This is a genomic window from Aminobacter sp. P4_D5 (assembly GCF_056401815.1).
In genome coordinates, this window is sequence record NZ_JBFUIP010000043.1 from 13528 (window position 1) to 27562 (window position 14035).

16 protein-coding genes are annotated in these 14035 nt (G+C 62.4%); 9 read left to right on the top strand and 7 right to left on the bottom strand.

Going from position 1 to position 14035, the window contains the following annotated elements:
• The first annotated feature begins 46 nt into the window (after window positions 1-46).
• On the top strand, window positions 47-550 hold the full coding sequence (locus AC1DWF_RS11845) for a TetR/AcrR family transcriptional regulator (RefSeq protein ID WP_476841702.1): 504 nt from the start codon (window positions 47-49) through the stop codon (window positions 548-550).
• On the top strand, window positions 547-1578 hold the full coding sequence (locus AC1DWF_RS11850) for a histone deacetylase family protein (RefSeq protein ID WP_476782482.1): 1032 nt from the start codon (window positions 547-549) through the stop codon (window positions 1576-1578). Before AC1DWF_RS11845 ends, AC1DWF_RS11850 begins: the two co-directional genes overlap by 4 nt.
• Before the next feature lie 7 nt (window positions 1579-1585).
• Here the strand turns inward: AC1DWF_RS11850 and AC1DWF_RS11855 are convergent, their stop codons facing one another.
• Entirely contained in the window at window positions 1586-2770 is a 1185-nt protein-coding gene (locus AC1DWF_RS11855) for a TMEM43 family protein (RefSeq protein WP_476787898.1), read from the bottom strand.
• Between the two features lie 412 nt (window positions 2771-3182).
• Between AC1DWF_RS11855 and AC1DWF_RS11860 the strand changes: the two genes are divergently transcribed.
• Together AC1DWF_RS11860 and AC1DWF_RS11865 are read left to right on the top strand one after the other, a co-directional pair.
• Window positions 3183-3884 (top strand): helix-turn-helix transcriptional regulator, encoded by a 702-nt coding sequence (locus tag AC1DWF_RS11860; protein ID WP_476782484.1) that lies wholly within the window; start codon window positions 3183-3185, stop codon window positions 3882-3884.
• Window positions 3881-4642 carry a helix-turn-helix transcriptional regulator gene (locus tag AC1DWF_RS11865; RefSeq protein ID WP_476782485.1) on the top strand — a complete coding sequence of 254 codons (762 nt, stop codon included), beginning with the start codon at window positions 3881-3883 and terminating at the stop codon, window positions 4640-4642. The genes AC1DWF_RS11860 and AC1DWF_RS11865 overlap by 4 nt, the downstream gene beginning before the upstream one ends.
• Window positions 4643-4648: 6 nt before the next feature.
• On the opposite strand, the gene AC1DWF_RS11870 is transcribed toward AC1DWF_RS11865, so the two are convergent.
• From AC1DWF_RS11870 to motA, 6 genes are read right to left on the bottom strand one after another with little or no spacing between them, the layout of a single operon-like run.
• A complete protein-coding gene (locus AC1DWF_RS11870; RefSeq protein ID WP_476782486.1) occupies window positions 4649-5092 on the bottom strand; it encodes a hypothetical protein in 444 nt (147 codons plus the stop codon).
• Window positions 5089-6165, bottom strand: a complete 1077-nt coding sequence (gene flhB / locus AC1DWF_RS11875) for a flagellar biosynthesis protein FlhB (protein WP_476782487.1) — start codon at window positions 6163-6165, stop codon at window positions 5089-5091. The genes AC1DWF_RS11870 and flhB overlap by 4 nt, the downstream gene beginning before the upstream one ends.
• 26 nt (window positions 6166-6191) lie before the next feature.
• The gene (locus AC1DWF_RS11880) at window positions 6192-7202 is read right to left on the bottom strand and encodes a flagellar motor switch protein FliG (protein ID WP_476782488.1); all 1011 of its coding nucleotides are present in this window, start codon (window positions 7200-7202) and stop codon (window positions 6192-6194) included.
• A 43-nt stretch (window positions 7203-7245) separates the two neighbouring features.
• Window positions 7246-7650 (bottom strand): flagellar motor switch protein FliN, encoded by a 405-nt coding sequence (gene fliN / locus AC1DWF_RS11885; protein ID WP_476782489.1) that lies wholly within the window; start codon window positions 7648-7650, stop codon window positions 7246-7248.
• 57 nt (window positions 7651-7707) lie between these two features.
• Complete coding sequence (locus tag AC1DWF_RS11890) at window positions 7708-8643, bottom strand: FliM/FliN family flagellar motor switch protein (RefSeq protein ID WP_476782490.1); 936 nt, start codon at window positions 8641-8643, stop codon at window positions 7708-7710.
• Window positions 8644-8678: 35 nt separating this feature from the next.
• Window positions 8679-9554, bottom strand: a complete 876-nt coding sequence (gene motA / locus AC1DWF_RS11895) for a flagellar motor stator protein MotA (protein ID WP_476841703.1) — start codon at window positions 9552-9554, stop codon at window positions 8679-8681.
• Window positions 9555-9707: 153 nt separating this feature from the next.
• Here motA and AC1DWF_RS11900 point away from each other — a divergent pair, with 153 nt between their 5' ends.
• From AC1DWF_RS11900 to flgB, 5 genes are all read left to right on the top strand, one after another.
• Window positions 9708-10829: a DUF1217 domain-containing protein gene (locus AC1DWF_RS11900; RefSeq protein ID WP_476782492.1), complete on the top strand. Its 1122-nt coding sequence runs from the start codon at window positions 9708-9710 to the stop codon at window positions 10827-10829.
• 7 nt (window positions 10830-10836) lie between these two features.
• Window positions 10837-11559: a flagellar basal-body rod protein FlgF gene (gene flgF, locus AC1DWF_RS11905; protein WP_476782493.1), complete on the top strand. Its 723-nt coding sequence runs from the start codon at window positions 10837-10839 to the stop codon at window positions 11557-11559.
• Entirely contained in the window at window positions 11560-12960 is a 1401-nt protein-coding gene (gene fliI, locus AC1DWF_RS11910) for a flagellar protein export ATPase FliI (protein ID WP_476787897.1), read from the top strand.
• Complete coding sequence (locus AC1DWF_RS11915) at window positions 12944-13573, top strand: hypothetical protein (RefSeq protein WP_476784982.1); 630 nt, start codon at window positions 12944-12946, stop codon at window positions 13571-13573. The genes fliI and AC1DWF_RS11915 overlap by 17 nt, the downstream gene beginning before the upstream one ends.
• An 81-nt stretch (window positions 13574-13654) precedes the next feature.
• On the top strand, window positions 13655-14035 hold the full coding sequence (gene flgB / locus AC1DWF_RS11920; protein WP_476784983.1) for a flagellar basal body rod protein FlgB: 381 nt from the start codon (window positions 13655-13657) through the stop codon (window positions 14033-14035).

Sequence of the window (14035 nt, forward strand, 5' to 3'; positions counted from 1 at the left end):
GCGACTCCGCGCTCTTGACTGACTGAGACCGTTCAAACTTGCCGGCTTGTCCGTCGGATCGGTCTATCAGTACTTCCCCAACAAGGAAGCTATCCTTCTCGACCTCGCCCGGCGCTGGCTCGGCGCCTTCCCCGAAGTGATCGCCAAGCGTATCGACGCTCCGCGCCCCGCCAATCGCGACGAATTTCAGCAGGAGGTGGACAAGCTCTTCGTCGACACCTCCAGGCTCTATCTCGACAACGCCAATCTGATGCCAGTCATCGAGGCCATCACCGGCAATCCCGATCTCAGGCCCATCCAGAACGAATACGACGAACAGATCATCGCCCTCTACGCCGCCTGGCTTCAGCATATGAATCCCGCACTTCAGGATCAGGTCGCCAGCCGGCTCGGCGTGGTGATGATGGAAGTCGGCCACGTCTGCCGTCTCGTCGGGCTCAAGCGCGACCGCAAGGCCTTCGATCTCATCCAGGACGACGTCAAGATCATGTGGCTTGCCCTCGTCGACCCCTATCTCGACTTCAACCAGAACCAGGAAGGATTTTCATGAAGACAGTCTTTTCGCCGCTTCACGCCGGCCACAGCGGCCAGATGGAGCTTGTTGCGGGTGCCATCGTACCCGGCTTCGAAAAACCCTCGCGCGCCGAGATCATCAAGGCGCGGATCGAAAATCAAAAGCTGGGGGACATCCTTGCGCCCGAGGTGCATGACCTCACGGCTGCCAAGCGTGTGCATACCGCCGACTACATCGACTTCCTGCCGACCGTCTGGCCGCAGTGGGAAGCCGCCGGCAAGTCGGGCTCGGCAATCCCCTTCGCCTGGCCGACGCGCGGCCTGCGCGGCGATGTGCGCCCGCGCAACATCGAGGCCTTGCTCGGTTTCTATTCCTTCGACGGCGGCGCGAGCTTCGTGAAGGGCACATGGGATGCCATCAAGTCGTCTTATGACGTGGCACTGACCGCGGCCCATCTGGTCAAGGCTGGCGAACGCAGCGCATTCGCGCTCTGCCGTCCGCCTGGCCACCATGCCGGTGCCGCCTTCATGGGCGGCTATTGCTTCATCAACAACGCCGCCGTCGCCGCCCAGTGGTTCCGCGATCAGGGCGCCAAGCGCGTCGCCGTTCTCGACGTCGACTACCACCACGGCAACGGCACCCAGGAAATCTTCTACGATCGCCCCGACATCCAGGTCATCAACCTGCATGGCGACCCGATGACCGAATATCCGTTCTTCCTCGGCCATGCAGACGAGCGCGGTTCAGGCGCAGGCGAAGGCTTCAACCTCAACTACCCGATGCCCTTCGGCAGCTCGTGGGAGAAGTGGGGCGAAGCCCTTGAGGATGCCTGCCAGAAGCTTGCCGCCTATGCGCCGGACGTCGTTGTCGTCTCGCTCGGCGTAGACACCTTCGAAAGGGATCCGATCAGCCAGTTCAAGCTGACCAGCGCCGACTATCCCAAGATTGGCGCGCGCATCGCCAAGCTTGGCCTGCCTACACTGTTTGTCATGGAAGGCGGCTACGCCGTCGACGAGATCGGCATCAACGCCGTCGGCGTGCTCACCGGCTTTGAGGGGCGGTAATTGCCATCTACGCCGTCGCGCCCCCTCGCGGCGCGGCGGCTGCCGCCTTGCGCTTGCCGAACCTCGTCAACACGTAGGCCAAGGCAAGCCCTCCGACCGCGATGCCGACTGCCAGGAGCGGTCGGTACCAGAACCACGCCACGGCGATCGTCGCCGACCCCACCAGCAGCGCCAGCACGAAGGCGACAAGCCCGGCGCCCATGCGCACGATGCTGCCGACGAAGGGGATCACATCGGCCAACACGCCGAGCGGGGCCAGTAGCAATCCGAAACCGATGGCCAGCAAAAGCAGGCAGCCGGCGCGCACCAGCCAGGTGATGATGGTGTTGGCGCTCACGGCATTTGCAAACATCTTTTCGGCCGGCACCTTGCCGGCATCGACGAGCAGCAGTTCATCGCCCGCGACCGTCTGGTAGGGCGAAAACCTGTGGCCGCTCTGCTGGCCGATGACGCTGATGTCGCCGAGCGGCACCAGCCTATAGCCAATGCGATAGTCGCCAATCGCCGGCGATGTCGGGTTGACGCCAAGGAATATCCGGCCATCGACGACGCTGATGCGCTCGGCGCCGGAATGGGCGTCCTGGATATCCGAGAGCTGGGTCGGCGATATGGTCAGCGGCTGGGCATCTCCGATGCGGTCGAGCACCGGTTCGTCCAGTATGAATGCGCCAAGCCTGCCCTCGGGGATCTGGAACGATCGCGTCGCGATCTCCATTGACGGGTTCTGGTGGTTGGACGGTTGCTTGAACTCGGATGACGAGATCGGCCGGTCCTGCCATTGCTTGGCATAGCTGTAGGTAGTGACCGTCTCCTCGCCGCCGCCCAGCTTGGTGGTCGTCTCCGATTTGGAATTCTCCACCCACTGGTACATCTCGACGTTGCGCACCAGGCGCACGCCTTCGGCCGATATTGCAAAGTCCGGGTCGCTGAGCCCTTCCGATGTGCTCATGGCTCCGCTGGTATGGATGAGCTTGCCCTCATTGGCGCCGTTGATCGCATCGGACGGCACCGACACCACGGCACCCGCGCCTTCGGCCAAAGAGCGCGCCGTGGTCACCGCCCTGCCCTCGTTCCAGAACAGCACCGCCACCATGGCAGCGACAAGGATCAGGCCGACCAGCACCCCGCCGACCGCACGCTTGATCCGCCCGAACCATGATACGCTGGTCACTTCACGAATTTGCTCGCTCATTGCATTCCCCTGCCCGCAGTGGACGCAGCGTTATGCCGATTGTGTCAGCCGATCAATGGCGATTGTCGCGAAGCTTTCCCCAAGGTTTCCGCGAGCTTTCAACCCGCCTTGAGTCTGTCGAAGGACTCTGAATTAACTTTTTGTCAATTATGTTTGCAGAGCGATTCGCGAGCGGTTAGATTAACCACGAATCAGCCGGTCCTCGGGGGGCGCGGCGAACCACCAACTCTCTGAAATGCCGGGAATTTTCCCGGTGGAGAGCGCGTCAGGTTTCGCGCGACCAGTACGGATTCGGCCGATGGATGCCCCAGGCGTCCGCGTCGTGTTTTTACGTCAAAGTTATGGATATTTCGACCGGATCGGGCCGCCGCCCAACTCCGGTTCCCAAATGGATTCCGGCAGAAGTTTTGAGATGACCGCCCTCGCAGCCCGCCACGAACATACGACCGTCGCAGCAAGGCTCGCATCACGCAGCGATCTCACCGCTTTCTTCATGAACCTGACCGACGAGATCGGTGCCGACGGCTATATGCTCGTCGCCATCGCCCAGGACCAGGAGCGCGACAATCTCCAGATCATCGCCTCGAACTGGATCTATGACGCCATCCAGCTTGCCGGCCATGCGCTTATCGCCGGTCTCGCCCAAGGCCCGTTCGCCAGCGCGCCCGGCGGCCGCCCGCAGAGCCTCATCGCCTCGCAGGCACCAGGAATCCTTGGCGGCGAAGAAGCCCGCCTGCTCGACATACTCGGCCATGCCGAAATTTTTGCTCTACGCCTGCATGTCGGCCGCCAGCGCCTGTTCGTGCTGTTTTCCGCAGACGAAGCTGGCCGCATTGACCCGGCCGTCATGCCGCGCACTCAGCTCGAATGCTGCTATGCGCTGTCGCAGGCACCCAGCATCCTGGCAGCTGCGACCATGCAGGACCCGCTCTCCGACCGCGAGCGAGAATGCCTGTTTTGGGTGTCCGAGGGCAAGACCACCGACGAGGTCGCGCTGATCCTTGGTGTGTCGTCCAACACCGTCAATTCCTACATCACCCACGCGATCCAGAAACTGTCGGCCTCCAATCGCGCCATGGCGATTGCGACCGCGATCAGGAGCGGCATCATTTGAGCTACGCCCAGGCAAAGCAGCTAGGCCGCGCGTCGGACTGCCAGCAGGACGTTTCGTCCGCCAGCCACGCCGCCACAATCGGCATGCCCGCCGTAACCCTTGCCGACGCTGCCAAGCGCTGCCGCTGGATTGCCGTCGATCTCGGCGCGCGCGATTTCGCGCTTTGCCTCGCCGGTTCGTCCGCCGACAGCAGCCGGCTCACGCCGTGCTTTGATTCCGACTATCCCAGCACCATGTCCGCTGCCCGCCTTCTTGGTGGTGGCATCGGCGAACATCTGATGCGTCATGCGCGCCAGTCGACCGCGCCATGCTGGTGGGCAGACAACGCCGACGCAGCACACGCTTTCTCTGAACTTCCCTGGACGAGCCGCATCGAGCCGCTTGCACAGAGCGGCCGCGGTATCGCCTTCCCAGTCTACACCGACCGCGGCCAGGTCGGCCTTTTCATCTTCGCCGGTCCTGAGCTTTCACCCAACCCGCAATCGCTACATGACCTGCATGGCCGCTGCTTTCAGCTGTTTGATGCGGTGGCTCGTATCAACGCCACCCAGTCTCGCGAAATGCCTTCGATGTCGCGTCGCGAGATCGAATGCCTGAAGCTGACTTCGCGCGGCTACACCAGCGAAGAGATCGCCAAGCTGCTCAAGCTTTCGGTCCACACCGCCAATCAATACCTCACCCAGACGACGCAGAAGCTCAACGCCGTCAACCGCATGCATGCGGTCGCCAAGGCGCTGCGTCTGGGCCTGATTGATTAGTAATCCTTAGGCCGCCTCTGCGCGTGGCGTCTCCGGCCGCCGGAGCATCGCATGCTGGATCGCGGCTGCGAGATATTCGGTGTTCTTCTCGGGCTCGGCATCGGGCTTTTCGAAGGAGACGTAGTGCACTTCGACCGAGGCATTGTTGGCGGTCATCGACAGCTGGAAATAGATCACTGCACCTTCGGGCCTGAGCTCGAGGTCGAGCACGATGCGCGGAGTACACGTCCAGCTGACATGCGCCTCGCCGCCCAGCCCAAGGCGCAGCGCGCCTGGCATGAAATAGAGTTCAGCGGCTGAATCGACGAGATCCGCCACGTTGGCGAAATGCTCCATCCGGATGAAGGCGATGTAATCGGCCAGGTCGACGAGGCGCAATTCGCGCACTACCGGCTGGATGGCCGTTGCGACAAGGACTTCACGGGACGAAGCATGCTGCTGATGTTTCATGACTGATTGCGCTGAGCCCTGTTTCCGTAAACGATCCGCACCAGTTCGGCGACGGCCTGATAGAACTGCGATGGAATGATATTATCCACCGAAACTTGCTTGTACATGGAGCGGGCTAGAGCCACGTCCTCGAAGACCGGAATGCCGTTCTGTTCGGCGATCTCGCGGATCTTCAGCGCCACCAGATCTTGCCCCTTGGCGAGCACGACGGGCGCCGCATCCTCGTTGCGCACATAGCGCAGCGCGATGGCGAAATGGGTCGGATTGGCGATCACCAACGTTGCTTTCGGCACCGCTGTCATCATGCGCTGGCGGGCCCGGTCGCGCGCGATGGAGCGCAGGCGCGACTTGACGATCGGATCGCCTTCCGACTGCTTCATCTCGTCCTTGACCTCTTGTTTGGTCATGCGCTGTTCCTGGAACCAGTGGAAGCGCGACCACACGATGTCGGCGACGCCGATCACCCCCATGACGAAAACGATCGCCACCAGGATATCGACGGCGATATCGCGGATGACACTTCCGAAGGCCACAGGATTGGTGATCATGCCGGCGAGCAGTCGCCGATGATCGTCCGAGAGGACGAAGTACAGCACGATCATGACGAAGCAGAGCTTGGCCAGCGACTTCAGGAATTCGGCGAAGCCCTGCGCGCCAAACATGCGCGACCAGCCCTTGGTCAGCGAGATCCTCGAAGCTTGCGGGCGGATGCGTTCGCCAACGAACTGCGGAATGTTCTGGACCAGCGATGCGCCGAGACCGGCGACCACGAGCAACAAAAACAGGCTTGCGACTGCCCGCCCGACCTCGACAACGACAGCCTGGTAGAGCTCGATCACGTCGCGCTCGGTACCAAGCGGCCAGGCTTCCGGCTGTTCGAGGAAATTCGACAAAAAAACGCCGAGTTCGGCCACCGAGCTGCTGGCAAAGAACACGGTATAGACCATGATCGCCAGAAACGAGGTGAAGATCGCGACTTCCTTGGAGACAGGCAATTTGCCTTTCTCCATCGTGTCGCGGATCTTCTTCTCAGTCGGCTCTTCTGTTTTGGAGTCTTTGTCTTCGTCCGACATCGCTCAGCAGTCCCGCGCGGACGGGATCAGGCGGCTTCTTGCGTCGTTGGCAGTTCGAGGAGACCCTCGTTTGCCATGCGCAAAGCCGTGGAGGCAATGGTCTTGCGGGCACGCAGGATGTCGGCAGGCTGGATGCCTTCCGATCCCTGGCTGAGTTCGGATTCGATCATGCGGCGCGAGCGCGCGCCGATCGACGACAGCACAGCCTCGGCAAGCGGCAGGGCCGTGCCACGCAAGGCAAGCGTGATAAGCTCGCTCGACAACCCGTCGAACAGCGCCACGCGCGCTTTCTGCGACATCGTGGGAACATCGTCGAAAGAAAACAGCCGGGCGCGGATGGCATCGAGATCGGCCATGCCGACCTCGCGCAGGTCGCTCATCACTTCTTCGAGCTGCGACTTGTCGAGTTCGTTGAGCACGCTGGCGACGCGGGTCTGCCCGGCCGAGGTATCCTTCTGGGCGCTTTCGGTCAGAACGCGGGTGCGGATCTGGTTTTCGACCAGCCTGGTCGCAGCTTCAGATACGTTCGTCAGTTCCATCATCCGCTTGATGATTTCGCTGCGCGCCGGCTTTTCCATCGTCAGCACCACGCTTGCGGCATAGTTCGGCGCGAGGTTGGACAGGATCATCGCCGACGTCTGCGGATGCTCATTGGCAAGGAAAGCGCCGATCTGGGCGGCTTCGAGCTTTTCGAGCTGCGGCCACACCGGCACCGTTGTGTCCTTCTTGGCCATGGGCTCGTCCTTGCCCATCAGCGCCTTCATCTCTTCGGGCGACAAGGACTCGTTGAGGATCGTGTCCATCTTGTCTGCGGAATCGAGCAGGCCCGCGCCTTCGGTGAACTCGGCCTCGAATTCGGCGACGATCCGTTCAAGGTCGGCCTGCGGAATGGTCTGCAGCAGCCGCGCGCCTTCGATCAGCGCCTTGAGTTCATCTTGCTTGAAGAACTTGAGCAGCCGGCTCGCCGACGGCTTGCCCATCGCCACCAGTATGGCCGCCGCCTTTTGCGGCCGCGTCAGCGTCGCCAGCGTCGTCATGCGGAAGCCTTTCGAAAAGCAAGGGAAAGCACGTTCAAGGTCCTCAAGCGGTCTTGGTCGCGGCAACGATCTCGGTCAGGCGGATACCAAAGCGCGACGGATCGCTTTCGAGCACGGTGATTTCGCCGCGCGCGATCCGGCGGCCATTGACCACCACGTCGACCGGCTCGCCGATGCGACGGTCGAGTGCGATGGTCGAACCCTTCTGCAGCGTCATCAGGTCAGCCACCGGCATTTCGGTGCTGCCGAGCACGATCTGCACCTCGACTGGAATGTCGAAGATGACGCTGTTGTTGCCAACGCTGGAGGTGCGGGCAATACCGGGACGCTTTTCTTCTTCGCTCAGAACGCCACGCAGTTCTTCGATGGCGCGGTTGAGCTGGTCGTCCTCGACTTCGACTTCGACTTCGGGCTTTTCGACCTCGGGCTTGGACTGCGCCTTGCTCATCGGTGTTCTCCAGTTCTGTCGTTCGCGGTGCCTCACGCTGCTTGGCAGCGCATCGGCTCAGCCCGCGACGATCCCTTCAATTGTTTCTTCAGTGGCGTCGATCGGACGCTTGATGCGTACGGTGTAGTTCTGGCCGAGCTTGCCGAACTCGCAAGCAAACAGCGTCTTGCCACGCGCGGCGATCACGGCATTGGACTGGGTGTTCTCAGCCAGTTCGATGACCTGCCCGACCGCGAGCCCAGTCAGGTCGCCGAGCGTCAAGCGCCCGAGCGGCATCGATGCTTCAAGGCGCACGGTCGAACGCATCAGCTCGTCGGAAAAGCGTGACCGCCACTCGGTCGTCGGGATTGCCTCGGCTTCCTTCTCGGCCTTTGAGCGGCGATCTTCGATCAGCACGCGCTGCGGCAGGGTCAGCACCAGCAGGCCGCGCGACACGGCCGTCGAGATCGACAGCGTGACGCGGGCGGAAGGCCCGTCGCGGAAAACATGCTTCTTCATGACAGTGCCGGTCATCGCTTCGGCCACCGGCAGCTTGACGCCGAGACCACCGTCAGGGCCTTGCACGTTCATGGCGCGCGCCACGTCCTGGAAAATCAATGTCGCAACGCTCGTCTCGATCGACGACAGCTCGCGGTCGATCGGCGCAACCTCGCGGCTCGGATCGCCGCCGAACATGATATGCACCAGGATCGCCAGCGCTTGCGGATCGAGCGTCATCACCAGCCCGTCCGGAGACGTCTGGGTGATCGCGACCGACATGGCCTGGTTGCTTTTACCCGCCTTGGCGTCGGCCATGCGGGCGAGCTTGACTTCGACCACCTCGACGAAGACCTGCTCCGGCAGCACTTCGCTCAAATACTTGGCAATCAAAGGCGACGAGCGCTCGGCCAGACGACGGGCGGCGGAATGCACCTTGGCCGGCTCGCCGGTGTCGCCCAGAAGGCGCTCGATCACGATGTCGCGTGGTTCCGCYGGGCTTGCGGTGGTGTTCATGGCTTGCGATGCCCTTTGTCAGCGTCCCGCATCGGTCAGGCCGCCTTCTTTTCGGTATTGCCGGTGTTCAGCGTGCTCTGCTCCACCGCATCGATCGACGGGCGATCATAAGACGAGATCGTCTTGCGGCCGAACTCGATCGCCACCTGCGGCAGCGAGCCGTTCATGTAGGCAAGCAGCGTCTGCTTCACGACGATATAGAGGCGGTTTTTCTTCTCGCGGACCGTCTTGACCTTGGTGGCGATCGGGTTGACCACCGAATAGGACAAGAAGATGCCGAGGAAGGTGCCGACAAGAGCCGCACCGATCAGGCCGCCGAGTATCTCGGGYGACTGGTCGAGCGCGCCCATCGCCTTGACCACACCGAGCACGGCGGCGACGATGCCGAGCGCCGGCAGGCCGTCGCCGACCGCGACCAGCGCATGATAGGACTTGAGCTTGTCGGCACGGATGGTCTGGATTTCTTCGTCCATCAACGCTTCGATCTCGTGCGAACGTGCGTTGCCGATGATGATGATGCGGCAATAGTCGCAGATGAAATGCGTCAGGTCGTAGTTTTTCAGCACCGTCGGGAAAGCCTGGAAGATCGCCGACTCGTCCGGATTGTCGATATGGGCTTCGACTTCCGAACGCGTCTTGGTGCGCAGCTCGCGCATCAGGGAATGCAGCACGCCCAGCGTTTCAAGATAGTCCTGCTCTTTCGGCACCGCCTGCTTGAAGGCCTCCATGATGCCCCTGCCGGTGTCCTTGACGGTGGCCATCGGGTTGGCCACGAGGAAGGTACCGAGGGCAGYCCCGCCGATGATGACGAGTTCCCAGGGCTGCATCAGCACGTTTAGATGTCCGCCCATCGCCATGAAGCCGCCAAGCACACAGCCCAGCGTCACGACGAGTCCGATCAGAATGCCCACAGGCAGGTCCTTCCGCATTCAAAGCACTATGCAGACACAGATAGCTCGCGTGCCTTGTGTGAGGCTTGAAGGAACGCAGCAAAATGATTCAGCCTCGCGCAAGCATTTGAGCGTAGCCTTCCCCGACTATCCTGCGGCGGAAGGGCTATTGTCATGCTCAATACCTATACAAGCTATCACCTGATCGCGAGGGACATCGGCAAGGCAATCGACCGTGTCGAGTCCCAGCCCACCGTCGAGCGCGAGACCGAATATTATTTGAAGAACATCAAAAACGTGAAATCGATCGACGAGTTCGTCAAGAACGACCGTCTGTTCAAATACGCCATGAAGGCGCACGGTCTCCAGGACATGGCCTACGCCAAGGCGTTCATGGTCAAGGCCCTGAAGGAAGGCATCACCAGCAAGGACAGCTTCGCCAACAAGCTGACCGACAAGCGCTACGCCGAATTCGTCAAGAGCTTCAATTTCGCCGAGCTCGGCCCGCAGGCCACCACCTACAACAAGGCCCAGCAAGGTGCCGTCAGTCAATATCTGGTCAAGGCAGAACTGGGCGGCCTCGACCCCAAGTCGGAAGCCGTCCAGAAAGAGGTCAAGTACTACCTCGACAACATCATCAAGGTGAAGTCCGCCAAGGACCTGCTGGGCGACGACAGGCTGTACAAATTCGCCATGACGTCCTTCGGCATCGAATCTTCGATCCCCAACAAGGAGATGATGGAGAAGGTCCTGGCTGGCGGCGTTCGCGATCCGAATAGCTACGCCAACCAGATGACGAACAAGAGCTACGCCGCCTTCGCCAGCACGTACAATTTCGAGGCCAATGGCGAGACTGCCACCACCACCAATCCCTCCCAGAGGCCGGCCGTCGACAAGTTCATGCGCCAGACGCTGGAGGAAAATGCAGGCAAGGACAATGAAGGCGTGCGCCTGGCGCTCTATTTCGAGCGCAAGGCATCGACCATCACCAGCTTCTACCAGGTGCTTGCCGACCCCGCCCTCGCCAAGGTCCTGCGCACGGCGCTTGCTCTGCCCGAATCCTTCGCCGGCGCCAATATCGACCGCCAGGTCGCGCTGTTTGAGAGCAAGCTCAATGTCGAGGACTTCTCCAATCCCAAGAAGCTCGGCGAATTCATGAAGCGCTTCACCAGCCTTTGGGAAATCAACAACCCCTCCTCACCGGTGCAAGCCTCCGTCGGCGTGCTTTTCGGCGGCTCGCCGGCCGCTGGCGTATCGACCGACCTGCTGTTTGCCATGCAGAAGCTGAGGTTCTGAGGACATCATGCAAAACGGTCTCTACGTCGCGCTTTCCGCCCAGGTCGCACTCGAAAAACGCCTCAACACCATCGCCGACAACGTCGCCAACGCATCCACCGTCGGCTTCCGCGCCACCGGGGTGAAGTTCGAGGACGTCGTCTCCGGCCTCGGCCAGAAGTCGGTGTCCTTCACCTCGCCCGGCGACACCTATCTTTCGACCCAGCATGGCGGCATGCGTGAAACCGGCAACCCGTTCGACTTCGCCATTCGTGGCGACGCCTGGTTCGGCATCGACACGCCCGCCGGCGTGGTGATGACGCGCGACGGCCGCTTCTCCATGACCCAGGACGGCCAGCTCGTCACCGTCGAGGGCCACCGGGTTCTCGACGCCGGCGGCGCGCCGATACAGCTCGACCCGCGTGCCGGCCCTCCGACAGCGGGTGCCGACGGCGCGCTGCGCCAGGGTGACCGCCTGGTCGGCGCCATCGGCCTCTACGAGTTCAATCCCGGCATCAACTTTGTCCGCTATGGCAATTCGGGCGTCGTGCCGCCGACACCGCCCCAGCCGATTGTCGACCGCATGAACGCCGGCATCGTCCAGGGCTTCGTCGAAGAGTCCAACGTCAATCCGATCAAGGAGATGACCAAGCTCATCATGGTGCAGCGTGCCTTCGAAAACACCGCCGCGCTGATACGCCAGAACGAAGCCTCGTTCTCCGACGCCATCAAGACGCTCGGCTCGAAATAAGTGAGCACGTCCCTGACCGCCATCCGCAACGGGCCACAGCCGGTCCACCACAATCGGCTCGAGGCGCTGGAGCGTATCCAGAACCGCTTCACTGACGACCGCCTGCTGGTCAGGCGTGGGGGCAGGGTCAGCGAAATCGCGCCCACCCACTATAAGGTCGGCGGCCTGTCCGCGAGCGCGCGGCTCGGCGACATCGTCGAGCACCGTGGACACGGCCGCAACCGCCGTGGCGAAATCGTCCAGATCGGCCGCGACGAAGTGCTGGTCGCCCCTTATGAGAGCAGTGCCGAGGTCGGGGTTGGCGATGCCGTCTTCACCCGCGGCCCGATCGCCATCACCCCGCATCCGAGTTGGCGCGGACGCGCCATCGACGCCCTTGCACGGCCCATCGACGGTGGTGCACCGCTGATCCGCAACGCCAAGCAGGACGCGGCCGAAGCCGTGCCGCCAGCAGCGCTCGCCCGCCAGCGCGTCGAAACCGGCTTCATGACAGGTGTCCGCGTCATCGACATCTTCACCCCGCTCTGCCTCGGCCAGCGCATGGGCATTTTCGCCGGCTCCGGCGTCGGCAAGTCGACGCTTCTTGCCATGCTCGCCGGCGCCGATGCCTTCGACACGGTCGTCGTCGCCCTGATCGGCGAGCGTGGCCGCGAAGTCCGCGAATTCCTCGAAGACACCATCGGTGCGGCCTCCATGGCCAAGACGGTCGCGGTCGTTGCCACCTCCGACGAGAGCGCGATGATGCGCCGCCGTGCGCCCGACACAGCTATGCGCGTCGCCGAGCATTTCCGCGACCGTGGCGACCGCGTGCTTCTGGTACTGGATTCGATCACCCGCTTTGCCCACGCGCTGCGCGAAGTCGCCATCGGTGCCGGCGAACCGCCGGTCGCGCGCGGCTATCCCGCGTCCGTCTTCACCGACCTGCCCAAGCTGCTTGAGCGCGCTGGCCCCGGCATGGAAGGCACCGGCTCGATCACCGCGATCATCTCGGTGCTCGTCGATGGCGACGACCACAACGATCCGGTCGCGGATTCCGTCCGCGGCATCCTCGATGGCCACGTCGTGCTCGACCGCTCGATTGCCGAACAGGGCCGCTATCCGCCGGTCAATCCGCTATCCTCGATCTCGCGTCTGGCCGGCAAGGCCTGGACTCCAGAACAGCGCCAGCTTGTCAGCAAGCTCAAGGCTATGATCTCGCGTTTCGAAGACACGCGCGACATCCGCCTGCTCGGCGCCTACCAGGCCGGCGCCGATCCGGAGCTCGATCTCGCCGTGCGCCAGGTTCCGGTGATCTACGAGGCGCTCGGCCAGTCGCCTGCCGATGGGCCTTCGCTAGATCCGTTCTCCGATCTCGCACGTCACCTGAAAGCCAAGGATAGAGCCCATGTTCAGGCGGAATGACCCGGCAAGCGTGTTCCTCGAAATGATCGGGAGCAAGGACAAGCCGCTCACGCTGCTCCAGCGCCTCGGCTTGAAGCGCTCGCCGCTGACCATCACCCCAAGGCGCGAAAAGCGCGACCGCAGCAGCGACTTCGTCATCGCTGGCCTCGGCATCGCGCTCGGTCTCACCTGCGCACTGTTTCCCTGGTATATCTTCTTCAACCAGGAGAAATTCGGCGTCCGCGCGATGAAATTCTCTGGCGGCGGCCAGAACCAGCAACCGATTCCGCTCGCCATGGGCCAACAGGTCAACCGCATAGGCGCGCCTATGTCGGTCGAAGATATTCCGCCGATGAAGCTCGACCTCTTTGCCACCGGCTCGCTGCGCCGCGACAAGGACGACGAGGTTGGCGTTCCGGGCGTTACCGAACAGCCCTTCCCCGGACCGAAGATCGAATTCAAGCTCGTTCATATCGCCAATGGCCGAGCCATGGTCGAAGACGATGCCGGCGTCTGGATCGTCCAGCGTGGCTCGCCGCTGCCCGACTCGAGCCGTGTCGCCTCGATCGAACAGCGCGACGGCAAATGGGTGCTCGTCACCTCGCGCGAAGAGGTCTTCCACGTCTCGCCTTGAGCTGGTTTTGCCGAAGGACCGCCGCGCAAGGCCCGCGCAAGACTGACGCAATAGTGTTTGGAAATCTGCTCGGAGATTTCCATGGACCCCGTCAACCTGTTCGATCTGGCCGCCCAGCAGGCACGCTGGCTTTCGGTGCGCCAGAACACCATCGCCGGCAACGTCGCCAACGCCAACACGCCCGGCTATCGGACCAACGACATCGAGCCCTTCGAGCGCGTGCTTGACCGTTCGCGCGTCGCCATGGCGTCGACCCAGAAGGGCCATCTCACCGGTGGCGCCACCGAAGCAGGCTACGCGGTCAAACCCGAAGAACCCAAGCACGCGGTCCTGCCATCCGACAATACGGTGGCGGTCGAAGACGAGCTCATGAAAGCCGGCGAAGTCCGCCGTTCGTTCGAGCTCAACACGGCCATCGTCAAGGCCTTCCACCGCATGATCATGCTCAGCACAAAGGCCTGA